This window comes from Mitsuaria sp. 7 (assembly GCF_001653795.1).
GTDB lineage: Bacteria > Pseudomonadota > Gammaproteobacteria > Burkholderiales > Burkholderiaceae_C > Roseateles.
Genome location: NZ_CP011514.1, coordinates 1,324,468 through 1,347,403 on the forward strand (window position 1 = coordinate 1,324,468; position 22,936 = coordinate 1,347,403).

Annotated in this window: 21 protein-coding genes; 11 read left to right on the top strand and 10 right to left on the bottom strand. The window is 69.0% G+C overall.

The window, feature by feature from the left end; all coding sequences use genetic code 11:
- Positions 1 to 178 precede the first annotated feature (178 nt).
- Entirely contained in the window at positions 179 to 1,567 is a 1,389-nt protein-coding gene (locus ABE85_RS05850) for a phosphomannomutase/phosphoglucomutase (protein ID WP_067271116.1), read from the top strand.
- A 7-nt stretch (positions 1,568 to 1,574) separates the two neighbouring features.
- Positions 1,575 to 2,888 (top strand): 3-deoxy-D-manno-octulosonic acid transferase, encoded by a 1,314-nt coding sequence (locus ABE85_RS05855; protein ID WP_157521970.1) that lies wholly within the window; start codon positions 1,575 to 1,577, stop codon positions 2,886 to 2,888.
- A 56-nt stretch (positions 2,889 to 2,944) separates the two neighbouring features.
- Here ABE85_RS05855 and ABE85_RS05860 read toward each other — a convergent pair whose 3' ends face one another.
- On the bottom strand, positions 2,945 to 4,066 hold the full coding sequence (locus ABE85_RS05860; protein ID WP_067271119.1) for a GTP pyrophosphokinase family protein: 1,122 nt from the start codon (positions 4,064 to 4,066) through the stop codon (positions 2,945 to 2,947).
- Positions 4,067 to 4,196: 130 nt separating this feature from the next.
- On the opposite strand from ABE85_RS05860, the gene ABE85_RS05865 reads away from it, so the two are divergent.
- Complete coding sequence (locus ABE85_RS05865) at positions 4,197 to 4,451, top strand: DUF1488 family protein (protein ID WP_067271123.1); 255 nt, start codon at positions 4,197 to 4,199, stop codon at positions 4,449 to 4,451.
- Between the two features lie 7 nt (positions 4,452 to 4,458).
- Here the strand turns inward: ABE85_RS05865 and ABE85_RS05870 are convergent, their stop codons facing one another.
- Entirely contained in the window at positions 4,459 to 6,996 is a 2,538-nt protein-coding gene (locus ABE85_RS05870) for a GspE/PulE family protein (protein ID WP_082938359.1), read from the bottom strand.
- Between the two features lie 178 nt (positions 6,997 to 7,174).
- On the opposite strand from ABE85_RS05870, the gene pcp reads away from it, so the two are divergent.
- The 3 genes from pcp (at position 7,175) to ABE85_RS05885 (ending at position 10,191) form a co-directional block, all read left to right on the top strand.
- The gene (pcp, locus tag ABE85_RS05875) at positions 7,175 to 7,813 is read left to right on the top strand and encodes a pyroglutamyl-peptidase I (protein WP_067271126.1); all 639 of its coding nucleotides are present in this window, start codon (positions 7,175 to 7,177) and stop codon (positions 7,811 to 7,813) included.
- Between the two features lie 189 nt (positions 7,814 to 8,002).
- The gene (locus ABE85_RS05880) at positions 8,003 to 8,215 is read left to right on the top strand and encodes a hypothetical protein (RefSeq protein ID WP_067271130.1); all 213 of its coding nucleotides are present in this window, start codon (positions 8,003 to 8,005) and stop codon (positions 8,213 to 8,215) included.
- Complete coding sequence (locus ABE85_RS05885; protein WP_197507215.1) at positions 8,185 to 10,191, top strand: DUF692 domain-containing protein; 2,007 nt, start codon at positions 8,185 to 8,187, stop codon at positions 10,189 to 10,191. The genes ABE85_RS05880 and ABE85_RS05885 overlap by 31 nt, the downstream gene beginning before the upstream one ends.
- Here ABE85_RS05885 and tolA read toward each other — a convergent pair.
- The 4 genes from tolA to ybgC all read right to left on the bottom strand — a co-directional run bounded on the left by tolA (position 10,169) and on the right by ybgC (position 12,970).
- Positions 10,169 to 11,086, bottom strand: coding sequence for a cell envelope integrity protein TolA (tolA, locus tag ABE85_RS05890; protein WP_067271136.1), 918 nt, complete (start codon positions 11,084 to 11,086; stop codon positions 10,169 to 10,171). The two genes, ABE85_RS05885 and tolA, sit on opposite strands and share 23 nt — an antisense overlap.
- Before the next feature lie 22 nt (positions 11,087 to 11,108).
- Positions 11,109 to 11,549 (bottom strand): protein TolR, encoded by a 441-nt coding sequence (tolR, locus tag ABE85_RS05895; protein ID WP_067271139.1) that lies wholly within the window; start codon positions 11,547 to 11,549, stop codon positions 11,109 to 11,111.
- A 15-nt stretch (positions 11,550 to 11,564) separates the two neighbouring features.
- Positions 11,565 to 12,257 carry a protein TolQ gene (gene tolQ / locus ABE85_RS05900; RefSeq protein ID WP_067271142.1) on the bottom strand — a complete coding sequence of 231 codons (693 nt, stop codon included), beginning with the start codon at positions 12,255 to 12,257 and terminating at the stop codon, positions 11,565 to 11,567.
- A gap of 176 nt (positions 12,258 to 12,433) precedes the next feature.
- Positions 12,434 to 12,970, bottom strand: coding sequence for a tol-pal system-associated acyl-CoA thioesterase (ybgC, locus tag ABE85_RS05905; RefSeq protein WP_082938361.1), 537 nt, complete (start codon positions 12,968 to 12,970; stop codon positions 12,434 to 12,436).
- A gap of 105 nt (positions 12,971 to 13,075) precedes the next feature.
- Here ybgC and ABE85_RS05910 point away from each other — a divergent pair, with 105 nt between their 5' ends.
- On the top strand, positions 13,076 to 13,303 hold the full coding sequence (locus ABE85_RS05910) for a hypothetical protein (RefSeq protein WP_067271145.1): 228 nt from the start codon (positions 13,076 to 13,078) through the stop codon (positions 13,301 to 13,303).
- Positions 13,304 to 13,355: 52 nt separating this feature from the next.
- Here ABE85_RS05910 and ABE85_RS05915 read toward each other — a convergent pair whose 3' ends face one another.
- Positions 13,356 to 14,555 carry a pyridoxal phosphate-dependent aminotransferase gene (locus ABE85_RS05915; RefSeq protein ID WP_067271147.1) on the bottom strand — a complete coding sequence of 400 codons (1,200 nt, stop codon included), beginning with the start codon at positions 14,553 to 14,555 and terminating at the stop codon, positions 13,356 to 13,358.
- A gap of 243 nt (positions 14,556 to 14,798) precedes the next feature.
- Between ABE85_RS05915 and ABE85_RS05920 the strand changes: the two genes are divergently transcribed.
- Positions 14,799 to 16,142, top strand: a complete 1,344-nt coding sequence (locus tag ABE85_RS05920) for a hypothetical protein (protein WP_067271150.1) — start codon at positions 14,799 to 14,801, stop codon at positions 16,140 to 16,142.
- A 3-nt stretch (positions 16,143 to 16,145) separates the two neighbouring features.
- Here ABE85_RS05920 and ABE85_RS05925 read toward each other — a convergent pair whose 3' ends face one another.
- Positions 16,146 to 17,267, bottom strand: a complete 1,122-nt coding sequence (locus tag ABE85_RS05925; RefSeq protein WP_067271155.1) for an ABC transporter substrate-binding protein — start codon at positions 17,265 to 17,267, stop codon at positions 16,146 to 16,148.
- 209 nt (positions 17,268 to 17,476) lie between these two features.
- Between ABE85_RS05925 and ABE85_RS05930 the strand changes: the two genes are divergently transcribed.
- A complete protein-coding gene (locus tag ABE85_RS05930; protein ID WP_067271158.1) occupies positions 17,477 to 19,318 on the top strand; it encodes a glycoside hydrolase family 15 protein in 1,842 nt (613 codons plus the stop codon).
- An 11-nt stretch (positions 19,319 to 19,329) separates the two neighbouring features.
- Entirely contained in the window at positions 19,330 to 20,133 is an 804-nt protein-coding gene (locus tag ABE85_RS05935) for a glucose 1-dehydrogenase (RefSeq protein ID WP_067281992.1), read from the top strand.
- Here the strand turns inward: ABE85_RS05935 and ABE85_RS05940 are convergent.
- Positions 20,084 to 21,142 carry a homoserine dehydrogenase gene (locus tag ABE85_RS05940; RefSeq protein ID WP_067271161.1) on the bottom strand — a complete coding sequence of 353 codons (1,059 nt, stop codon included), beginning with the start codon at positions 21,140 to 21,142 and terminating at the stop codon, positions 20,084 to 20,086. The two genes, ABE85_RS05935 and ABE85_RS05940, sit on opposite strands and share 50 nt — an antisense overlap.
- 172 nt (positions 21,143 to 21,314) lie before the next feature.
- On the opposite strand from ABE85_RS05940, the gene ABE85_RS05945 reads away from it, so the two are divergent.
- Positions 21,315 to 21,863 (top strand): nuclear transport factor 2 family protein, encoded by a 549-nt coding sequence (locus tag ABE85_RS05945; RefSeq protein ID WP_067271165.1) that lies wholly within the window; start codon positions 21,315 to 21,317, stop codon positions 21,861 to 21,863.
- A 21-nt stretch (positions 21,864 to 21,884) separates the two neighbouring features.
- Here the strand turns inward: ABE85_RS05945 and ABE85_RS05950 are convergent, their stop codons facing one another.
- The gene (locus ABE85_RS05950) at positions 21,885 to 22,808 is read right to left on the bottom strand and encodes a LysR family transcriptional regulator (protein ID WP_067271167.1); all 924 of its coding nucleotides are present in this window, start codon (positions 22,806 to 22,808) and stop codon (positions 21,885 to 21,887) included.
- Between the last annotated feature and the right edge of the window lie 128 nt (positions 22,809 to 22,936).

Consider the following 22,936-nt stretch of genomic DNA (forward strand, 5'->3'; position numbering starts at 1 on the left):
AAGGATCATAGGAGCCGGGGTCCTGCGGTTCTCGCCGTTTTCGGACATGTCCCTGAAGGCCCCTGGCCCGGGAATTGCCCTCTAGGGACCTCCGTGCACCGGGTTACACGGAGGCCTCATACGCGCTGCCTACAATGCGCCCCAGTTCGAATCTCCACCAATTCCTGCAAGGAAGCACATGCAAGTTCACGCATCCATCTTCAAGGCTTACGACATCCGCGGCGTCGTGGGTACGACGCTGGACGAGGCGCTGGCCGAGGCGCTCGGCAAGGCCTTCGGCACCGAGGCGATCAACGGCGGTGAGAAGGCGGTTGCTGTCGGCCGTGACGGCCGCCTGTCGGGCCCGTCGCTGGTGGACGCGCTGATCCGCGGTCTGAAGTCGACCGGACTGGACGTCGTCGACATCGGCGCGGTCACGACGCCGATGCTGTACTACGTCGCCGCCACGCGCGGCAAGCACGGCTGCAACTCCGGCATCATGGTCACGGGCAGCCACAACCCGAAGGATTACAACGGCTTCAAGATGGTCCTGAAGGGTGCCGCCGTCTACGGCGAGCAGATCCAGGGCCTGAAGCGCCGCATCGAGGCCGAGGACTACGTCACCGGCAACGGCCGTGTCGGTCAGATGGACGTCATCGCCGAGTACACGCAGCGCATCGTCAAGGATGCCAAGCTGTCGCGTCCGATGAAGGTCGTGGTCGACAGCGGCAACGGCATCCCGGGCGCGACCGCTCCGGCGATCCTGCGCGCGCTGGGCTGCGAGGTGATCGACATCTTCTCGAAGGTGGACGGCGACTTCCCCAACCACCATCCGGATCCGTCGCGTCCCGAGAACCTCGAGGACCTCAAGCGCATCGTGCACGCGACCGACGCCGAGCTGGGCCTGGCCTTCGACGGCGACGGCGACCGCCTGGGCATCGTGACCAAGGAAGGCACGATGATCATGCCGGACCGTCAGATCATGCTGATCGCCGCGGACATCCTGACGCGCCTGCCGGGCTCGGAGATCATCTTCGACGTCAAGTGCACGCAACGCCTGGCGCCGTGGATCGAAGAGCACGGCGGCAAGCCGCTGATGTGGATGACGGGCCACTCGCTGGCCAAGGCCAAGCTGAAGGAAACCGGCGCGCCGCTGGCCGGCGAGCTGTCGGGCCACATCTTCTTCGCCGAGCGCTGGTACGGCTTCGACGACGCGATGTACACCGCCGCGCGCATGCTGGAGATCCTGTCGCGCAGCGATGACCCGAGCAAGGTCCTCAACGACCTGCCCAACAGCGTCAACACGCCGGAACTGAACGTCCCCTGCAAGGAAGGCGAGCACCACGAGGTCGTCGCCAAGCTCAAGGAGATCGCCGAGTTCCCGAACGCCAAGGACATCATCACGATCGACGGCATCCGCGTGGAATACGACGACGGCTTCGGCCTGGTGCGTGCGTCCAACACGACGCCGGTGCTGGTGCTGCGCTTCGAAGGCCACACCCAGGAAGCGCTGGAGCGCATCCAGAAGGAAGTGCTGGCCCAGCTCAAGCGCGTGAAGCCGGACATCACCTTCACGTCCGGCCACTGATCGTCCCTTGCCCGCCGATTCGTTCAAGGAGCGCCTGGCGCGCGGCGTCTTCAGCACGGTGCTGAGGCTCGCCTCGCCAGCGTACTTCCTGCGCCTGTTCCTGCGCGGACGCCAGGAACCGCTCTATGCGGTGCATCCGGGCGAGCGCTTCGGCTTCGGCGAGGCGATCGCGCCGGGCGCGATCTGGGTGCATGCGGTCTCGCTGGGCGAGACGCGCGCGGCGGCGGCGCTGATCGAGCGCCTGCGCCAGGAGCGGCCCGGCATGCGACTGCTGCTCACGCACACGACGGCGACCGGCCGGGAGGCCGGCGGCTCGTTGCTGCGCGACGGCGACACGCAGCGCTGGCTGCCCTTCGACACGCCCGGCGCGGTGCGTCGTTTCCTGAAGCGCACGCGACCGGCGGTCGGCGTGCTGATGGAAACCGAGATCTGGCCCAACGTCCAGCACGAGTCGCAGAAGGCGGGCGTGCCCATGGTGCTCGCCAACGCGCGGCTCTCCGCGCGCAGCCTGCGTCGCGGCGAGAAGTTCAAGGCGCTGCTCGCGCCGGCGGCGCGCAGCCTGAAGCTCGCGCTCGCGCAGACGGCCGCTGATGCCGAGCGCCTGCGGCAGGCCGGGGTCGAGGACGTGCGCGTCTGCGGCAACCTGAAGTTCGACCTTCAGCCCGATGAAGCGCTGCTTGCGCGCGGCCGCGCGTGGCGTGCCGCGTTGAATCGACCGGTGGTGATGCTGGCGGTCTCTCGCGAAGGCGAGGAAGCCGCGATGCTGGCCGCCTGGAAGGCTGCCAGCGAGGCGAGGGCGGCCGCGGGTTCACCGCTGCTGCTGATCGTGCCGCGTCACCCGCAGCGCTTCGATGAGATCGCCGCGATGGTGACCGATGCGGGGCTCACGCTTGCGCGACGCAGTGCCTTCGGCACCAGCGACATCGCCACGCCGCCATTGAGCGCGGGAGTGGCGGACGTGTGGCTGGGCGATTCAATGCGCGAGATGGCGCTGTATTACGGCCTGGCCGATGTCGCGCTGCTCGGCGGCAGCTTCGAGAAGCTGGGCGGCCAGAACCTGATCGAGACGGCGGCGTGCGGCGTGCCGCTGTTCATGGGACCTCACACCTTCAACTTCGCCGAGGCGGCGGAGCTGTCGCTGCAGGCGGGGGCGGCGCGGCGCGTCGAGACGCTGTCGCAAGGGCTAGATGAAGCGCTGACGCTGCTGACGAAGTCTGGCGAGCGCGACGCCATGGCCGCAGCGGCCACGGCCTTCGCCGCGGCGCATCGCGGCGCGGCCGCGCGGATGGCGGCGCCTATCCTGGCGCTTCTGGGTCGTTAGGCCCGGGCGATCCTGCGAGGAGGGTCAGGTCATGCGCGCGCCTGGACGCCATGGCATCAGAGTTCCTCGGCGGCCTGAACCGAGAGCCACTTTTCGAAGTTCTTCCTGGCCAGCGTCGCCAGCATGCCTTGGAACAGTGTCTTGTCGCCTAGATAGAGGCTGTGACGTATCACGGTAAAGGGGTTCATCCGGTTCTCGGAACTGTCTTCAAAGTGAACCTGGTACCGCTTGACGATGCCGATGTTCTCGCGCAGATATTGGTTGAACTCCGAGCGCGAAATGGACGGCTGCGCTGTCACGATCTCCTGAACGAAGCCATCCACCTTCTGCGGCACAAAGTCGAAGGCGGGGAAGAAATGGCTGGCGATCTTCAGGAAATTGAATGCGTTGAGTTTCGCGCTGCGACGCTCGATGGCGGGGGACGCGGGAGGCTCGGTGCGCGGCGCTTCAACCGGTCCTGCACCGTTGACGCCCTGCGCCGCCGCCGTGTCGGCGGGTTCGGCCGGCTCGTCCTCCTCCTTCTGGATCTCTTCTTCGGTGGAGTCCCGGATCTGCCGGAACTCCCGGTCGGCCAGTTCGAAGAGTGCGGCCAGCGTGTTGATCCGGCGCTTCAGATGGTTGGGGATGGACTTCTTGTACTTGATCTTGTGATCCAGCACGCTCCATGAGTCCTGGACGATTGTTCGTACCTGCACTTCGAACTGAAGGTCCGCATAGGCGCGGTACTCGGGCAACTCAAGTCGCGGGTTCTTGAGCTTGAGATCGAAATGCAGACCCTTGTAGCCGAACGATGCCTCCGTGTTCTCGATGGTCGAAATCTTGTCCGTGACTTCGACAACCTCGAACTCGCTCTGGAGAATCGCGCCGATCTTCTCTATGTCGTCCTCATAGAGGCAGACGATACGAAGACCGACCAGGTCACTGATGTGACTTCTGATCTCGTAGTCCGTCGATTCGGTCTCCAGTGCCTGGCGGTACTTGAGATTGAATTTCTTGATGCACTCCTCACGGTCCTTCAGCCGCGATTCGATCTTGGAGAAAGGCACCGAGCCGAGTTGTGGGAGGAGGTCCGTGAGGAGGCTGACAAGCGAGCGGCCAGCATTCTGCAGCCTCGCTGAATTGGCTTCGTAGAAAACCCGGAACCGTGCCTTCTCGCCCTCGAAATCCAGACTGCCCATATTTTTCCTCCCTGTTGCCAAGGCGCACCGGATGGGCGCCGCAGGCCTGTGTGTGCCAGTGCACAGACGGCACAGTTGAATGCGCCCAACCTGACCCTTCACGGCGCCGCCCCGGCGCCAGGGAGGTCTTGTGAAACCCGCCGCGTTCTACGACCTGAGTTCAGGGACCATCCGCTTCTGGGTGCTCGTGGATGAGCAATTCGTCGGCGCTTCCGTCCGGCGCGAGTCGCTCCACTATCGCTACAGCCCCCACAACACGAACGACGATCCGCTGCAGACCTTCCAGGCCCATACGGAAGAGCTCGAGGGGATCGTTCGACGACGCATCGCCAGCGGCTCGCGCGAACCGGTGATGCTGCGTGACCATGACCTGATGGCCGGGTAGGGGCCCGCTACTGATTGCTGGTCGACCTGACCTCACCCAGCGTCGTCACGCCCTGCAGCACCTTCGCGATGCCGTCCTGGCGCAGCGTCGTCATGCCTTCGGCCATGCCCAGGTGCATGAGCTCTTCCGCGCGTCCACCGGTCTGGATGAGCCGGCGGATCGGCCGCGTGACGCTCAGCAGTTCATGCAGCCCCGCGCGGCCCTTGAAGCCGGTGTGGTCGCACTTCTCGCAACCGGGCGCGTGGTACTGGAGCAGGTTGGGCTGGCCGTAGAGGCGCTTCCACTCGGCGAGCACCTTCTCGCGATCCGGCCGGTTGTCGGCCGAGAACACGTGCAGGTAGTCGTCGAGCAGCTCGTTGAGCGTCGCGTCCGACATCGGCTCCGACGTGCGGCACGACGAGCAGATGCGCCGCACCAGCCGCTGCGCCAGCACCGCGAGCAGCGAGTCGGCGAAGTTGAACGGGTCCATCCCCATGTCCAGCAGCCGCGTGACCGTTTCCGGCGCGCTGTTGGTGTGCAGCGTGGAGAGCACCAGGTGGCCCGTCAGCGAGGCTTCCACGGCGATCTCCGCGGTTTCCTCGTCGCGGATTTCGCCGACCATGATCACGTCCGGGTCCGCGCGCAGGAAGGCGCGCAGCGCCTTGGCGAAGGTCCAGTCGATCTTCGGGTTGACCTGCACCTGCCGCAGGCCGGCCTGCGTGATTTCGACCGGGTCCTCGGCCGTCCAGATCTTGCGCTCCGGCTTGTTGATGTTGGAGAGCACCGAGTGCAGCGTCGTCGTCTTGCCCGACCCCGTCGGGCCCACGCACAGCACCATGCCGTAGGGCCGCTCCGACGCCGCCTTCAGCTCGCGCAGGTTGCGCTCCGAGAACCCCAGCTTCTCCATCGGGATCGGCTTGGCCGACGCCAGGATCCGCATCACCACGTCCTCGAGGCTGTTGTTGGTCGGGATGGTCGCGACCCGCAGCTCGATCTTGTGGCGCTCCGAGAACTTGGCGAAGTTGATCTTGCCGTCCTGCGGCTTGCGGCGCTCGGAGATGTCGAGGTCGCACATGATCTTGATCCGCGCGATCATCGCGCTGCGGTAGGTGTGCGGCAGCTCCAGGTGGGGCTGCAGCACGCCGTCCTTGCGGAAGCGGATCTTGACCTTCTCCTTGCCCGGATAGGTCTCGATGTGGATGTCCGACACGTTCTGGTTGTGCGCGTCGATGATCATCGTGTTGATCAGCCGCACCAGCGAGTTGTCGCTCTGCTCGATCTGCCGGTCCTTCTCCTCCTCGCGGGCGGTCTCGCGGGCGGACTGCTCCTGGCCCTCGCGCTCCAGCGTCTCGATCAGCTTGTCGGAGCTGTCGAGCTCGAAGTCCATCGTCAGCGCGGGCAGGGCGTTGCCGATGGCGGAGGCCGGCATCGAGCCGAAGCGCTCGTAGGCGCCGGGGATCGCGAAGGTCAGCGAGCCCAGGCGCGCCAGCGCCGGCACGACCTTGAGCTGGGTGATGAACTCGACCTCGTCGATGCAGTCGCGCCGCGTGGGATCCTCCATCGCCACGATCAGGCGGCCGTCGCGCAGCACCAGCGGCAGCACCTCCAGCCGCTTGGCGACGGAGAAGGGCAGCTTGCGCACCGAGTCCGGCTCGATCGCGAAGTTGTCCGCGTCGACCAGCGGATATCCCATCTTGCGGGCCAGCGCCGATTGCAGCTGCGCGCGCGTGACGATGCCCTTGCGCACGAGCAGCTCGCCCAGCGGGACCGAGCGGTCCTGCTTCTGCTGCGCGAGCGCCTCGTCGAGCTGCGCCTGCGTGATCAGCTCCAGCGCGAGCAGCGCCTCGCCGATGCGCACCATCGGCATCTTGGCCTGCTGCTCGATCGCCTGCATCAGCTGCTCGGCGCTGACGATGTGCGTGGCCACCAGGATGTCGCCGACGCGGCGGTCGCGCAATTCGCGCTGCTCATCGGCCGCGGCGTCGACCTGCGCCTGCGTCGCGACCTCCTGGCGCACCAGCAGGTCGCCGATGCGCTCGCCGACCTCGAAGCTGCTCAGCACCTCGCGCGGCACGAACATGCACCGCACCCAGTCGCTGGTCTCGCTCACCGGCGGGAACAGGAACAGGCCCAGCTCGGTCTCATGGTGGCCGATGGTCGTGCCCTTCTGCTCCTCGCCGCCCTGGTAGACCAGCTTGAAGTCGGTGCGCGGGCGCTGGTCCAGCGAGGTCGGGTCGTTGGCCGAGGCCGGATCGCGCGGCGGGACCTCGATCGCGTGCAGCAGCTTGAGCGCCTTGAACTGCGAGAACTTCAGCGGCATCGCGTTGCGCGCCGGCGGCACGACGACCTGCGCCAGCCGCTCGGCCGGCACCATCAGGATCACCTTGCCGACCGTGCGACTGCCGTTCAGGCCGAGGATCTCGCAGGCCTGGGGCTCGCGCTGCGGGCGCGGCCGCGGGTAGGCGGCGTAGGGCGGGGTGGGCCATTCGAACGGCGGTGACGCTTCGGCCGCCGCGCTGGCTGGCTGGGCTGTGGGCCATTGAAGCGGCACGGACGGGTCGGTCATCGGGCGGTCTCCGCGGGGAATTTGTATCTGGACATTCTTGAGGCGGGAGATTAACCCGTTTGAAGAGTGCTCACTACCCAGATAAGCAGGTGGCATGCCCGGCTGCGGCTGCGGTCGGACCGCCCGCGGCCGCTCGAGAAAGCGACGGGGGTCAGGACTCGCGTCTAGACTCGTCCCCATGAAAAACCTTCTGGTCACGGGCTTCGATCCGTTCGGGGGCGAAGTCGTCAATCCGTCCTGGGAACTGGCGCGGTCGCTGAACGGCGAGGTGATCGCCGGCGCCCGCGTCGTGGCCGTGCAACTGCCCTGCGTGTTCGGAGAGGCCCTGCAGCGCCTGGACGAGGCCCTGCAGCGCGTGCGGCCCGCGATGGTGCTGGCGATCGGCCAGGCCGGCGGACGCTGCGACCTGTCGCTGGAGCGGGTCGCCATCAATGTGGACGATGCGCGCATCCCGGACAACGCCGGCGCGCAGCCGGTGGACGAACCCATCGTGGCCGAGGGCCCGGCGGCGTATTTCTCGACGCTGCCCATCAAGGCGATCGTGGCCGGGCTGCGGGCGGCGGGGTATCCGGCGTCCGTCTCGCAGACGGCGGGCACCTTCGTCTGCAACCACCTGTTCTACGGCTTGCAGCACCGCTTGCACGGCCTGGGCGTGCGCAGCGGGTTCATGCACATCCCCTACCTGCCGGAACAGGCCGCGCGCCATCCCGGCGCACCCAGCCTGCCATTGCCGACGCTGGTCGCGGCGACCCGCCTGGCCATGGAACTGGCCGTCACCGCCGAGGAGATCCGCGCCGGGGGCGGGCAACTGGACTGAGGCGGGCGGGGCCTGGGGGCATGGGGCGAGCACGCTCTTGACCGATGTCAATGAACGGGGCCCAGGTGCAGAGCGAGGGGACGCGATGGCCCAACTGAGGAGCCAGGCGTGGCGAGGCGGTCGATCCGATCGATGACCGCCGCCATCGCCCGTCACCTCGCGGGAACCGCCCCGCTCATCGGAGTCCCCATGTCCATTCGCCAGATCGTCCTCACCGCGCTGACGGCCGCGCTGTCCGCCGGCACGTCCGCCGGCGCGTCGGGCGGCGCGCAAGCCACCGACCGCAAGGCCAGGGGCCAATGCCACGACCTGGCCAAGGCGGGCCAGCACCTGTGCACCGGCCCCTCGACCGTCGACCCCGCGCCCGGCGAATGGGTCTACGGCGCCAAGGGCGCGCGGTGAAGCGCGGCGCGACCTTGTGGCCGGTGGCCGTCGGCGTCGGCTGGCGCCAGCCCCACTACCGGGAGGTGATGGCGCCTGGCGCACTCGATCTCGATTTCCTGGAGGTGCATACCGAGAATTTCCTGGCACCCGGCGGTGCGTCCCGGCAGCTGCTGCTGGACGCCGCGTGCCGGTTTCCGATCAGTCTGCATGGGGTGGGGCTGGGCCTGGGCTCGGCGGCCGGCATCGACCCCGGGCACCTCCGGCGCGTGCGCGCGCTGGTGGACGCGGTCCAGCCCGCGGTGGTGTCGGAACACGCCGCGTTCGCCCGCGCGTGGCAGGGGAATGGGCAGGGGAGCGGGCAGGGGAATGGGCAAGGGGGAGGGATCGCGCATGCGCACCAGCAACTGCCGGTGCCGCTGAGCCCGCGCGGCCTGTCGCTGCTGGCGTCGCAGGTGGATGCGGCGCAGCAGGGCCTGGGTCGGCAGATCCTGATCGAGAACCTCGGCGCCTGCATGGCGTGGGAGGAGGACGTGATCAGCGAGCCCGACTTCCTGAACGCGCTGGCGGACCGCACCGGGTGCGGGCTGCTGCTCGACCTGAACGGCGTGTTCGTCCAGGCGCTCAATCGGGGGCTGGACGACGAGGCCGCGCTGCGCGCCGGCCTGGCCTGGCTGGACGGCGTGGCGCCGGCCGCCGTCGGCCAGTACCACGTGGCGGGCCATTCGCGCGCAGACGGCCTGGTGCTCGCGGACCACGGCGGCCCGGTCGACGAACCCGTGTGGTCGCTGTACCGCCATGCGTTGACGCACATCGGCGCGCGACCGACGCTGATCGAATGGGACCACGCGCTGCCCGCGCTGGCGACCCTGTGCGGGGAGGTGGCCCGGGCCCGCCGGGAGCAGGCCGCGCTGGACCGGGAATTGATCGCCCCGCCGCCGGTGCGGCCGTCCTCGCGTCAGGAGCGTCTGCGGACCTCGCGCGTGGCGAACGGCGAGACCGGTGCGATGCCGTCGATGGTGTCGTCCCGGTCACCCGCCCGCAACATGGTGGACCAGCAAGCCCCGCAGGACCACCGAGACCAGCAGCAGGAGGCGCAAGCCCGGCAGGACCTATCGGCTCAGCAGGCCGGCCTGATGACCGCGCTGCTGGCCGCGCCGGGCGTCGACATCGCGCTCCTGGCACCCGTCGGACTGCGCGCGCTGGCCGGCATCTCCGGCGGGCTGCCGCGGGTGCTGCGCGCGCATCAGGCGCAGCTCAGCGTGCAGGCGGAGCGCACGCTCGCGGCGGTGTATCCGCGCCTGCGCGATCTCATGGAGGCCGATCGGCCCGGGAGCTTCGCGTCGCTGGCCTGGGCCTGCTGGCGTCGCGATCCGCCCTCGCAGGGCGATCTGGGCGAGTGGGGCGAGGCGCTCATCGGCCTGCTCTCCGGCGCCGAAGCCGACGGCCTGCCGCCGCTCTGGACGGCGACGGCCCGCATCGAATGGGAACTGCACGGCGTGGAGCGCATCGCGGATCCTCGGACGGACCTGGACTCGCTCGCGCTGCTGGGACGTCTGCCGGCCGGTGGGGTGCGCCTCGTGCTCGCGGACCACGTCGCGCTGCATGGCGGCGACGCACCCGGCCTGAAAGCCTTGCTCGCCCTCGCGGACGAGTCCTTCGGCGACGGCCCGCGCACCGCGCTGCTGGTGTGGCGGGACGGCTGGCGCGGTCAGTCGATCGCGCTGGACGCCGTGGCCGCGCGCTGGTTCGAATCGCTGCGCGCCGGGCTCGATCTGGAACGCGCGCTGCTGGACGCGGGGGCGGCTTTCGACTTCAGCGCCTGGTTGTCGACGGCGGTCACGCGCGGCTGGCTGGCCCGGGTCCAGACCGTGGAGACGGCCCCGACCTTCCCGATCCTGTCGGCGCTTCCCACCCTGCCCATCCTTCCGACGCTCCCGAACACGCTGAGCCTCCCGATCATCGGAGGCGTGCTCATTCCCTGGGGCGGAAGGTGATGATCATCACCTTGGGCACGGTGCCGTCGGTGTCCGCGGGGAAGGTCTCGGTCTTGTCCAGGGCCCGCAGCACGGCGTTGTCGAAGTCCGGCAGGCCGCTGGACTTGACGATCTTGCGTCCGATGATCGAGCCGCCAGGACCCGTGCGCACCTCGACTTCCGCTTCCGGATTCGAATCGCCACCCGGATCGTTGTAGATGATGTTCGGACGCACGCGGGCCTTGATCCGGCCCGCGTAGTTCGCCGACGGCCCGGAGCTTCTCGCGGCCGTGCCGGTCGCGCCCGGCGCGCCGGTACCACCTGCCATGCCCTGGATGCGCTTGAGGTTCTCCTGGCGCTGCGCTTCCTGCTTGGCCTCGGCGTCCTTGCGGGCCTTCTCGGCCTTCGCCTTGTCGGCGGCCTTGGTCTCGTCCTTCTTGGCCTCGTCCTTCTTCGCCTGCTCTTCCTTGGCCTTGCGGTCGCGTTCCTTCTGGTCCGCCTCGTCCTTCTTGCGCTGTTCCTGCTTGCGCTTGTCCTCGGCCTCGCGCTGCTCCTGGTCTTCCTTGAGCTTGCGTTCCTTGGCCTTGGCGATCGCGATGTCCGCGTCGCGTTGCGCCTGCACTTCCTGCGGGGTCGGTTGTTGCGGTTTCGGGGGCTCGGGCTGTGGCTTGGGCGGTTCGGGTTGCTTCTCGGTCGGCAACTGCTCCTTGGGCGCGGCCGCCTGCGGGATGGCGGACCAGAGTTCGGCGTCCATCGCCGGCACCGGCGCCGAGCGCCAGCTCACGCCGAAGCTCAGCGCGGCCACCAGCAGGATGTGCGCGACGACGGCGAAACTGAAACCGCGGCCCAGTCCGGGCGCGGGCGGCGGACGCAGGGGATCGCGGTCCGGGTGGAATCGGGAGACCAGGGTGCTCATCGCGTGCGATCGTGTCCCGGTCTCAGCGGTCCGCCGCGGCGCCGTTCTTCACGGACAGGCCCACGCGCTGGATGCCCGCGCGCTGCAGCACGTCCATCGTCTTGACCACCGCTTCGTACTTGACGTTGCGGTCGGCGGAGATCACGACCGGCGTGGCCGCGTCGCCCTTCTGCGCGTCCTTGACCCGGGCGGCCAGCGCCTTGAGCGGCACCGGCGACGGATCCTGGTCGCCGTCGAGCTTGATCTTCAGCTGCTCGTCGGTGCCGACGATCACCTGGATCACGTGCTGCGGCTGCGTGCGGCTGCTGCCCACGCTGGGCAGGTCGACGACGCCGGTGGTGATGAGGGGCGCGCTGACCATGAAGATGATCAGCAGCACCAGCATGACGTCGATGAACGGGACCATGTTGATCTCGTTCATCGTGCGGCGGCGCGAGCCGCTGCGGGAGGACATTCCAGCCATGGCCTGCCTCCCGGATCAGCGCTGCGCGGCCGGCGCGGGCTGGCCGGCGTTGCGCTGGAGGATGTTGGAGAACTCCTCGATGAAGGTCTCCAGCGTGATCGCGTTGCGGTCGATCTGGCGCGCGAAGCGGTTGAAGGCCAGCACGGCCGGGATCGCGGCGAACAGGCCGATCGCGGTCGCGACCAGCGCTTCGGCGATGCCGGGCGCGACGGTGGCCAGCGTCACCTGCGTCAGGTTGGACAGGCCGACGAAGGCATGCATGATCCCCCAGATGGTGCCGAACAGGCCCACGTACGGTGACACCGAGCCCACCGATGCGAGGAAGGACAGGTGCGATTCCATCGCGTCGAGCTCGCGCTGGAAGCTGGCGCGCATCGCGCGGCGGGCGCCGTCCAGCAACTGGCCGGAGTCGACCACGCGCTTCTCGCGCAGCTTGAGGAACTCGCGCATGCCGGACGCGAAGATGCGTTCCAGCGGCGCGCCGTCCTGGCGGTTGGAGACGCTGTTGTAGAGGTCGTTGAGGTTCTTGCCCGACCAGAACTCCTGCTCGAAGCCCTCGTTGCGCGAGCGGATGCGGCCCAGCGAGATCAGCTTGCTGAAGATCACGCTCCAGCTGGCCAGCGAGACCAGCAGCAGCGCGGCGATCACCAGCTGCACCGTGAGGCTGGCATGGGCGATCAGGGAAACGATGGAGAGGTCTTGGTTCATGAGGTCGGCGGTGGGTGGTCGCGGATCAGGGACGGAGCAAGGGGGCGATCAATGGACGATCAAGGGGGAATTGTGACAAGACTGGCGGGGTCCCAGGCAATCGGCGGACCAGCCACATGCAAAGAAGCGTGTCGGCGGGCGCTGCACGTCGTCGCGGTCCGGACGCCAAGGCGCGGCTAGACGGGGGCGACGGTCCCCGGCGACGGCTGCAAGGCTTGCAGGATGCGTGCCGGGATGCGCGCGGGTTTCAGGCTGATCGCATCGACGCAACCGATGCGGATGCGACCCTGGGTCAGGAGTTGCTCGCCGCGCCAGACCTGCTGGTCGATGACCAGGCTGGCGCGACCGACCTCGGCCGGCACGACGCTGACGCGCAGCCAGTCGTCCAGCCGCGCCGGCGCGAGGTAGCGCAGGGCGGTGTCGCTGACGACGAACATCAGCCCCTCGTCGCGGCGCATCGTCTCCTGCTCGAAGCCCAGGCCGCGCAGCCATTCGGTGCGGGCGCGTTCCATGAACTTCAGGTAGTTGGCGTAGAAGACGACGCCGCCGGCGTCGGTGTCTTCCCAGTAGATGCGCAGCTCGTGCTGATGGACGGGCGGGGCGGGCGAGGCGCCGGTGACGGCGAGCGGGCCGCCGAGCAGGGCGGGGACGGTGGCGTCGCCGCCGTCGGCGCGGGGATCGGAATGGGAATCGGAAGAGGAACCGGAACTCATGCCGGGATGATAGGGCGTTTGCCGCGGGCGCCCGGAGCGACGGGCCGACACGGTGGGCTGGCACGCCGCGTGCCCTGTCGGCTCGTGTTCCTCTTGCGACGCGCCATGCACCCCTTCGATCTCGACTACATCGGCCAGCTGGCCGCCGCGGCGGTCACGCCCAAGGGCCGGCAGGCGTCCAAGGCGTCTCGCGCGGCCTCCCGGCGCATCACGGCGATGCGCACCTCCGACGACCCGCATCAGCGGGTGCTGGGCGCCGGCGGGATCCCCGGTCTGGGTCAGCCCGCCGATCTGGCGAAGACGGGTCGCATCCTCAAGCCGACCAACCTGTAGCGGGCGACCCCACGACGCCACGACTTTGCAACGCTGCGGCGTTGCGATCTCGTCAGGTCCGCGCTTTCAACTGGCCGAGACGGACGCTGACGCGGGCGAGCGCCTCGCGCAGGTCGTCCATGCTGCTGGCGAAGGACAGGCGCAGGAAACGTTCGCCGAAGGCCGGGCCGAAATCGCGGCCGGGTGTCAGCGCGACCTGCGCGTGTTCCATCAGATCCATGCACAGGTCCCAGCTGGACAGGCCCGTGCCCGACGCATCGGCCCAGGCGTAGAACGCGCCGTCGGGCATGACCGGCACCGGCAGTCCCATGGCCTCGAGCGCGGGCACGACGACGTCGCGGCGGCGGCGGAGTTCTTCGCGACGGCGTTCGTATTCGGTGATCGACGCGGGCTCGAAGCAGGCCAGCGCGGCGTGCTGCGCGATCGTCGACGGGCAGATGTAGAGGTTCTGCGCGAGCTTCTCGATGGCGCCGACCATCGCGGGCGGCAGCACCAGCCAGCCGAGCCGCCAGCCGGTCATGCCGAAGTATTTGGAGAAGCTGTTGATCGAGACGACGTCGTCGCCGAGCGTCAGCGCGCTGCGCGCATAGCGGTCGTCGTAGCCGAGCGGCTGGTAGATCTCGTCGACGATGGTGACGCCGCCGCGCTCGCGCACGAAGGCGTGGATGGCGGCAAGTTCCTCCGGCGGGATCGAGGTGCCGGTCGGGTTGCTCGGCGAGGCGAGCAGCACGCCGCGGCTGCGTTCGTTCCAGTGCGCGCGCAACCGGTCGAGGCTTAGCTGGAAACGCTCGCCGGCGGTCGACGGGATCAGCACCGGCGTCGCGTCGACGGCGGCGACGAAATGCCGGTTGCAGGGATAGCTGGGGTCCGGCATCAGGACCTCGTCGCCGGCCTGGAACAGCGCCAGGCAGACCAGCTGCAATGCCGCCGACGCGCCCGCGGTGATCACGATGCGATCGGGGTCCAGGGTCAGGTGTTGCGTCTGGCCGTACCAGTCGGCGATGCGCTGGCGCAGCGCGCGCAGGCCGTTCGCCTGCGTGTAGGGGATGCGGCCCTCGGCGGTGAAACGCGCGGCGGCCTCGCGGACGGCGGGGCTGGCGCCGAAGTCGGGCTCGCCGATGTTCAGGTAGATCATGCGCCGGCCGCCCTGGGCCGGATCGCAGATCGCGGAGCGCGCGATCTCGTCGGCCCGCTTGGCGCATTCCATGACGTAGAACGGGTCGATGCGCGCTACTCGATCGGACAGTTTCATGGGCCAATGATAGGGGGTTCGTCAGTCCCCCATCGATCGCGCCTTGAATCGTCCGTGGCCCGTCTTGAAGCGATCGTGAGGCCTCCTTGAAGCGGTGTTGAAGCGACTTTGAGGGGCTCGTGAAGCGCCCTTGACGAGGCCTTGAAGTGCCTGACAAGCCGATACGGATGAGGCGCGAAACCTGTCAACGACGGGGCTCGAAGTCCCGTTGGCAAGGGCATCGCAGTCAATCCGATCACCCCCATGAGCCACCCGTTCCGTCTTGCCGCGCCGGCCGCGGCCGTCCTCGCGTTGCTCCTCGCCGGATGCGCCGCGCCGACGCACACCAGCGTCCATGCCGACGCGTCCTACCGCACGTCGCCGACCTGGGCGCCCCTGCCGCCACCGCCGCCGCCGGCACCGGTCGTCAGCGTGTACGTCGAGCCTCCGCTGGTGCAGCCCGAGCCCGTCTTCATCGACGTCGCGCCGCCGCCGATGCTGGTCGAGGTCCCGCCGCCGCAACCCTATCCCGGCGCCGTGTGGACCGGCGGCTACTGGGGCTGGCAGGGCCGGTGGGTCTGGTGCGTCGGGCGCTGGTCGTCGCCACCGCGTGCCGACTATGTCTGGGTCCAGCCGTATTACGAGCATCGCGACGGCGCCGTCGTGTTCGTGTCCGGCTACTGGGCGGCGCATGGGGTGGGATTCGTCCCGCCGCCGCCGGGGCTGCACCTCTCGGTCCAGATCGCGATCGGCGGCGGCGCCCGTCCGATGGGGCCGATGGGCGTGTTCGTGCCGCCGCCGCCGGGATCGCGTCTGGGCCTGATCGTCCCGGCACCGGTCGGGACACCGCCCGCCGTGGTGGTCAGCGCGCCGCCGGTCACCAACGTCGGCATGCGCATCCAGCACAACATCAACAACATGCAGATCAACCACACGGTCATCAACAACTCGGTGGTCAACAACAACACGACGGTGAACAACGTCCGCAACGAGACGAACATCACCAACGTGACCATCGTGGCACCGCCCAACGCGACGGCGAACGGCAAGGCCTTCCAGGGCGAGGTGCCGGCCGCCGCGCATCTGGCAGCGGCACTCCCGGCGGTCGTGCACGCGCCGGCTCCGGTGCTGCAACAGCAGCCGCAGGCATCGCAGCATCAAGAGCCGCAGCCTCAGCCGCAGCCGCAGCCGCAGCAGGTGAACCACCCGGCGCCGACGCCGTCATCGAGCAACGTGGTGTCGCCACCGTCGATCCCTTCACGCGCGATGCCGGAGCAGATCCTTCCCCCTCCTGTGCGCGACCGGGCGCCTGAGCAGGCACATCCGCGCGACGGCGTGCGGGAGCAGGAACTCCAACGCGAGCGTGAAGCCGCTCAGGCCCATGACGCAGCGCGCGAACGCGAAGCCGCGCGGCAGCGAGAACTCGCGGCACAGGCACCCCGTCCCGCGGCGAGCGCGCCACCGCCGCGCAAGGCCGCGCCTGCCGATGATCGTCGTGAAGGCGGCCGGGCCCACGACCACGATCACGATCACGACAAGCCGCATGCGAAGGACAACGACAAGCAGCGCGAACTCGAGAAGGAGAAGGAGAAGGAACGTGAGCGCTGAGCCTCAGCGGACGAAGCGGTTGCCTTCGCCGACGATGGAGAGGTCCGCGAAGTCCAGGCCGGAGTGGTCGCTCGGGCTGTAGCTGATCTCCAGCCCGCCGATGTTGACCTTCTGCATGTTCTCCAGCGTGTCGCGCAGCTTCTGGCGCGTCGGGTGCGGGCCGGCGCGGCGCAGCGCTTCCACCAGCACCTTGGCGCCGGCGAAGCCCTCGATCATGGCCGGCGTGATGTCGCCGTGGCCCTGCGCGGTGGCCAGGCCTTGCGCCTCGGTCACGATGGCCGCGTTGCGCGAGCGCTCGTAGGGGAACACCTGCCCGACGATGATGCCGCGCGCGTTCTTGCCCAGCGAGGCGACGAAGCCCGACGAGGCGTTGTTGGACAGGGTCACGATCTGCACGCGCGAGCCGCTGTCGCGGATCGCGGCCACGCCGTCGACCACGGCCTGGCCCGACCCCAGGAAGATCACGGCCTGCGCCGAGGTCGACTGGGTCTTGGCGACCGAGGCCTTGAAGTCCGGGTGGGCGCGGTCGAACTTCTCCAGGAAGGCCGCCGTCTTGCCGACCGCGGCGAAGCCCGCCATCACGCCGACCACCGCGTCCGCGCCGAACGAGTCGTCGACCTGGACCACGCCGATCTTCTCGATGCCGATCAGGCTCAGATGCTTGACGGCGCGTTCCGCTTCGCGCTGGTAGGTCGCGCGCACGTTGAAGAGCCACGGATGGACCGGCTTGTGCAGCGCCATCGCGCCGGTGGACGGGGCGATCAGGGGCACGCGGTGCTCGGTGAGCAGCGGCATGATGGCCTGGTTGTGGGGCGTGCCGCGCGTGAGGAACAGCGCCAGCACGTTGTCGTTGACGATCAGCGTCTTCGCGTTCTCCGCCGCGAGCTTCGGATCGAACTTGTCGTCCAGCGAGATCAGCTTGATCTTTTCGCCGTGCACGCCGCCGGCCTTGTTGACCGAGTCGAGGTAGAGCTTGGCGCCGTCGGTCGTTTCCTTGACGCTGGCGGCGACAGGTCCCGTGAATCCGGACGTCTGGCCGATGAGCACATCGGCGTGGCAGGTCGTCGCGGTCATGGCCGCGAAGAGGAGGGAGAGCATCAGCCCACTGAGGTTTCTCACGTGCATTCCTGGCAAGAGGTAGGGGCGCCATGATCAGGCGCCTCGCGGACTTCGACGTCGTCGGCGCGCCACGTCGGTGCGCGCGGGCGGCTGGCGATGCGAAGGGTCGTGTCGAGGTGCGAAGCGCCGCATCGCGGTGCCTCACGCAGCGGAATGTACGGCGATGCGGGAACACCGCTTGCAGGGGCTTCCCGGGTTTGCTCACCAGGAGTTGCATGAGTTACCCCGAAATAGCAGCGCATGGCGTGATAGGCAACCTGCGCACGGCGGCGCTGGTGTGCACCGACGGCACCATCGACTTCTTCTGCTTCCCCCGCTTCGACTCGCCCAGCGTGTTCCTGTCCCTGCTGGATGACCGGCGGGGCGGGCATTTCGCCATCCGGCCCGTCGCCGGCGCCGACATGCACACGCGGCAGATGTATCTGCCCGACACGAACGTGCTGCTGACCCGCTACATGTCCGCCGCCGGATTGGTCGAGGTCATCGATTACATGCCTTTGCGCACAAACGGTCCGCAGAGCGCCCTGGTGCGCCGGGTCCGTTGCATCCGAGGCGAGCAATCCTTCGAGATGCGCTGCGAGCCGAGGTTCGATTACGGCCGCGCCGACTGCGCGGCCCACATCGGCGACGACGGTCTGCTGGCGACCTTCACCGTGGATGCGTCGCCGGGACCGATGCAGTTGCGCAGCACGGTCGCGCTGCAGGTGGATGGCGATGAGGTCGGCGCGGTCGGCGCCGTGATGCACCTGAAGGCCGGCGACGAGGTGGGCTTCGTCTTTGAATGCACGACCGAGCGTCCCACCGACGACGAGGACCTCCATGACTTCCTCGAAGCCTCCTTCACCGAGACGGTGGCGTACTGGGAGGCCTGGAGCGAACGCTCCTCCTACCGCGGCCGATGGCGCGAGATCGTGCTGCGCTCCGCGCTGATCCTGAAGCTGCTGAGCTCGGCCGAGCACGGCGCGATCATCGGCGCCGCGACCTTCGGCCTGCCCGAGCATGTGGGCGGCGTGCGCAACTGGGACTACCGCTACTGCTGGATCCGCGACGCGGCGTTCACCGTCCATGCGCTGCTGCGGCTGGGCTACACCGAGGAGGCGGACCGCTTCATCGCCTGGGCCAAGGGCCGCGCGGACGACGACGAGGCAGGCTCGACGCCGCAGGTGCTCTACGCCGTCGACGGCGGCCGCATCGAGCAGGAGATCGAGCTCGACCACCTGTCGGGCTACCGCGGCTCGCGGCCGGTGCGTGTGGGGAATGCGGCGGCGACGCAGTTGCAGCTCGACGTGGTGGGGGAGCTGGTCGACGCGATGTACCTGGCCGACAAGCACGGTCCCGCGCCTTCCATCGATGTGTGGCGCCGGCTCGCGTCGCGCATCGACTGGCTGTGCGAGCACTGGGACCAGCCGGACGACGGCATCTGGGAGATGCGCGGCGAGCGGCGCGACTTCCTCTCCGGACGGCTGCTCAGCTGGGTGGCGCTGGACCGCGCGCTGCGCATGTCCAAGCGCTATGCGCGTCCGGCGCCCATGCTGCGCTGGGTCGAGACGCGGGACGCCATCGCCTCGCAGATCATCGATGAGTTCTGGCATCCGGGGAAGCAGGCCTTCGTGCAGTACCGCGGCGGCGACACGCTGGACGCCGTGGTGCTGCTGATGCCGATGGTCAAGTTCATCGGCTCCAGCGATCCGCGCTGGCTGTCCACGCTGGACGCCGTGGGCCGGGAACTGAGCGTGGACGGACTCGTGGCGCGCTACGGCACGGTGGACGGGCCGGACGCCGCCAACCTGGACGGGTTGCACGGACAGGAGGGCTCGTTCACGGCGTGCTCGTTCTGGTACGTCGAATGCCTGGCGAGGGCAGGGCGCGTCGACGAGGCGCGGCTGCACTTCGACAAGATGCTCACCTACGCGAACCACCTCGGCCTTTACGCCGAGGAGATCGGGCGCGGCGGCGAACACCTCGGCAACTTCCCGCAGGCGCTCACCCATCTGGCGCTGATCAGCGCCGCGCTGGCGCTGGATCACGCCATCGAGAAAGGAAGATCACCGTCATGAACGCACATACGCTGGAGCAACGGCTGGAGCAACAGGTGGCCCTCGTCACCGGGGCGAGTTCGGGCATCGGCAAGGGCATCGCCGTCGCGATGGCCGAGGCCGGCGCGGCCGTCATCGTCAACTACCACTCGCAGCCGGATGCGGCCAAGGAGGTGGTCGAGCACATCACACGATCCGGCGGCCGCGCGATCGCGGTGAAGGCCGATGTCGGCTCGGAGCCCGAGGTCGAACAGCTGTTCGAGAAGGCGGTCGAGGCGTTCGGTCGGGTCGACATCCTCGTGGCCAACTCCGGCATCCAGCGCGATGCGCCCATCGGTGAGATGACGCTCGATCAGTGGAACGAGGTGATCGCCACCAACCTCACCGGACAGTTCCTCTGCGCGCGCGCGGCGGTCCGCCTGTTCCGTCGACAGGGCCGGGATGAAGCGCGCTCACGCGCGCTGGGCAAGATCATCCACATCAGCTCCGTCCACCAGCTCATCCCGTGGGCCGGCCATGCGAACTACGCGGCGTCCAAGGGCGGCATCGACCTGTTCATGCGCAGCCTTGCGCAGGAGGTGGCGCAGGAGGGCATCCGGGTCAACGCCATCGCGCCCGGCGCCATCGCCACCGCCATCAACCGCGAATCGGTCGAAGACGACACCGCACGGAAGAAGATGCTGTCCCTCATCCCCTACGGCCGCATCGGCGCGCCCGAGGACGTGGCCGCCGCCGCGTTGTGGCTGGCGAGCGATGCCTCGGACTACGTGGTCGGCACGACCTTGTTCATCGACGGGGGGATGAGCCTGTATCCGGAGTTCCGGGACGGGGGCTGAGCGGGAACCGCAGCTCCCTGAGGATGTGCTCGAGGTCCTTCAACGCGGCGGCCGCCGTGCCATAGGGACTCGATCCGCCGCCGACGAGGGTCAGGTCTCCCATGAGGTCGGTCACGACGTGCACCGCCTTCGTCCGGCCATGGGCCTGCGCGAACGGGTGGTCGGGACCGCAGAGCTCGATGCCCACCGATGCCTCGCAGACGCCGGCGGAGCGGTCGACGCGGCCCACCAGTCGTGGCACGACGCCCTGCGACTTCCAGCGGCGGACGTCATCGAGCGTCACGTGATCGATGCCTTGACGCTTCATCGCCTGCACGTCGATGACGTCGCCGAACGCCGCGCTGCACAGGATCGCGATCTTGCAGGCGGTGTCCCAGCCGTGCGTGTCGAGCGTCGGATCGGATTCCGCGACGCCCAGGCGCTGCGCTTCGGCGAGCGCGTCGGCGAAGTCGCATTCCCTGTCCATCATCTCGGACAGGATGATGTTGGTCGTGCCGGTCACGATGGCGGCGAGCGAGCTGACCTCGCAGCCCGCCAGGTTGTACTGGACGAGATCGACGATCGGCATCGCCGAGCCGGCCGCGCCGCTGACCTTGAGTGCCAGGCCTTGACGGGACGCCAGCGCCTGCAGTCCGGGGAAGTCGTGGACCAGCGCGCCCTTGGAGATCGCGATCACATGCATCTGCCGGCGCAGCGCCGTCCGGAGATAGCCGAGCGCCGCGCCGCCGGTGCGGAAGTCCGTGGGGCTCGCCTCGATCAGGAGGTCGGCGGGGACCTGCCCGATGAAGGTGTCGCCGGTCAGGCCGGGTGTGTAGCCCGCGCGATCCGACAAGGCGTCCAGGCCCAGACCGGTTTCGTCGATGAGACCGGCGGAGGAGCCGCAGACGCCGACGATGCGGACGTCGAGGCCGTAGTGGCGCTGGTAGCGCTCCGCGCGGGCCGAGAGCAGTTCAGCCACCTTGCGGCCGATGCCGCCGAAGCCGGTGATGGCGATGTTGAGTCGGGACATGAGGAGAAGCGCTGAGCGCGAGTAGGGGGAGCGAGGTGAACGTGGATTCTGCGTGATGGGCGCCAAGGGGCCGGCGCCGACCGGATCGGGCAAGCGATCTGGAGGATCGTGCCAGCCGTCCTCCCGGCTCACGGCCACAGTGATCCTGTCATCAAGACCTGGAGAGACCGACATGCAAAGCGCCCATGCCCCTCGTCGATGGACCCGCGCGATCGCGCCGCTCCTGGTGGGGATCGTCCCGCTGCTGTTCCCGCCGCTGCTTCATGCGGAGTCGGCGCCGACGGCCTCCGTCCCCGTGGACGCGCGGAACGCGGAGCGCAACCGCGCCCGTGTCGCCGAGGCCTTCGAGGCCTGGGCCAAGGGCGGCAACACCTTCTTCGACGATCTGCTGTCGCCGTCGGTGCGCTGGACCATCCGGGGCAGTGGGCCTTATGCGGGGACCTACGTCGGACTGGAGGACTTCGTGGCCCGCGCGGTGCGTCCCTTCGCATCGAGGCTGTCGAAACCCGTGAGGCCGGTCGCCGTGCATCAGGTGTTCGCGCAGGGCGACGAGGTGGCCGTGCATTGGGACGGGGCGGCCGTGGCCCGTGACGGACAGCCGTATCGCAACAGCTACGTCTGGATCTTCCGCATGAAGGACGGGCGCGTCGCGGAGGCCACCGCCTTTCTCGATCTCGCGCCGTATGAAGACGTCATCCGGCGCGTGCCGCAGCCGAAGTGACTGCGCGATGTCGCGGCTGGATCAAGGGGATGAAGGCGCCGCCATCGATCGGCACAGTTCGAACACCATCCCGCGCAGCCACTGGTGCGCCGGATCCTTCTCCAATCGCGGGTGCCACATCTGGGAGACGGTGATGGGCTCGGTCGGCACGGGCAGCGGCATGGCGCGCAGCGCGCCCTGGGCCAGGTCGGGCCGGAAGAAGGAGGAGGGCACCAGCGCCACCAGGTCCGTCGCGGCCGCGATCGACAGCGCCGCGCGGAAGCTCGGGACGACCACCGCGACGCGGCGCTTCAACCCGCGCGCGGCGAGCGCCTCGTCGACCGGACCGGCGCGACGGCCCCGCCGCGACGTGACGACGTGGGCGCAGGCCGCGTAACGCGCTGCATCGAGTTCACGCTCGTCCAGCAGTTCGTGGCCCGCGCGCACCGCCGCGACGAAGTGGTCGCGATAGAGCGCCTGGATCCGCACCTCGGGGCCGGACTCGCCGAGCACGCCGATGTCGAGATCGATCAGACCCTCGCGCAGCGGGCGCACCTCCTTGTCGGGCTTGGGCGCGAAACGAAGGCACACGCCCGGTGCTTCTTCCGCCGCGCGGGCGACCAGCGCCGGCGCGAAGGCCTCGATGAAGCCGTCGTTCGCGCGCAGCGTGAAAGTGCGCTGGAGCTCGCGCAGGTCCCAGCCCGCGCCGGCCGGTTGCAGCACGGCGCGCGCCCCCTGGGCGAGCTCCCGGACCTGGTCGCGCAGCGCGAGCGCGTGCGGCGTCGGCACCATGGTGCGGCCCGCGCGCACGAGCAGCGGATCGCCGGTGGCCTCGCGCAGTCGGGCCAGCGTGCGGCTCATCGCGGATTCGCTGAGCCGCAGGCGCTCGGCGGCCCGCGCCACACTGCCCTCGGCGAGCAGCGCGTCGAGCGCGGTGAGCAGGTTGAGATCGATGTCGTCGGCCATCCGGCACGCTAGCACGCGCGCGAGCAGTGCGGATGGCGTCGCGTGCAGGGACTCCCTGCGCCCGGCGCGCTGGTCGCGTCGCCGGGCGGCTCCTATGCTGGACGCACCGCCTTACGAGTCGCCGTCCC

Coding starts and splice junctions, on each gene's coding strand:
- ABE85_RS05850 (WP_067271116.1), top strand. CDS start 179: ATGCAAGTTCACGCATCCATCTTCAAGGCTTACGACATCCGCGGCGTC.
- ABE85_RS05860 (WP_067271119.1), bottom strand. CDS start 4,066: ATGGGCAGTCTGGATTTCGAGGGCGAGAAGGCACGGTTCCGGGTTTTC.
- ABE85_RS05870 (WP_082938359.1), bottom strand. CDS start 6,996: ATGACCGACCCGTCCGTGCCGCTTCAATGGCCCACAGCCCAGCCAGCC.
- pcp (WP_067271126.1), top strand. CDS start 7,175: ATGAAAAACCTTCTGGTCACGGGCTTCGATCCGTTCGGGGGCGAAGTC.
- ABE85_RS05880 (WP_067271130.1), top strand. CDS start 8,003: ATGTCCATTCGCCAGATCGTCCTCACCGCGCTGACGGCCGCGCTGTCC.
- ABE85_RS05885 (WP_197507215.1), top strand. CDS start 8,185: ATGGGTCTACGGCGCCAAGGGCGCGCGGTGAAGCGCGGCGCGACCTTG.
- tolA (WP_067271136.1), bottom strand. CDS start 11,086: ATGAGCACCCTGGTCTCCCGATTCCACCCGGACCGCGATCCCCTGCGT.
- tolR (WP_067271139.1), bottom strand. CDS start 11,549: ATGGCTGGAATGTCCTCCCGCAGCGGCTCGCGCCGCCGCACGATGAAC.
- tolQ (WP_067271142.1), bottom strand. CDS start 12,257: ATGAACCAAGACCTCTCCATCGTTTCCCTGATCGCCCATGCCAGCCTC.
- ybgC (WP_082938361.1), bottom strand. CDS start 12,970: ATGAGTTCCGGTTCCTCTTCCGATTCCCATTCCGATCCCCGCGCCGAC.
- ABE85_RS05910 (WP_067271145.1), top strand. CDS start 13,076: ATGCACCCCTTCGATCTCGACTACATCGGCCAGCTGGCCGCCGCGGCG.
- ABE85_RS05915 (WP_067271147.1), bottom strand. CDS start 14,555: ATGAAACTGTCCGATCGAGTAGCGCGCATCGACCCGTTCTACGTCATG.
- ABE85_RS05920 (WP_067271150.1), top strand. CDS start 14,799: ATGAGCCACCCGTTCCGTCTTGCCGCGCCGGCCGCGGCCGTCCTCGCG.
- ABE85_RS05925 (WP_067271155.1), bottom strand. CDS start 17,267: ATGCACGTGAGAAACCTCAGTGGGCTGATGCTCTCCCTCCTCTTCGCG.
- ABE85_RS05930 (WP_067271158.1), top strand. CDS start 17,477: ATGAGTTACCCCGAAATAGCAGCGCATGGCGTGATAGGCAACCTGCGC.
- ABE85_RS05940 (WP_067271161.1), bottom strand. CDS start 21,142: ATGTCCCGACTCAACATCGCCATCACCGGCTTCGGCGGCATCGGCCGC.
- ABE85_RS05945 (WP_067271165.1), top strand. CDS start 21,315: ATGCAAAGCGCCCATGCCCCTCGTCGATGGACCCGCGCGATCGCGCCG.
- ABE85_RS05950 (WP_067271167.1), bottom strand. CDS start 22,808: ATGGCCGACGACATCGATCTCAACCTGCTCACCGCGCTCGACGCGCTG.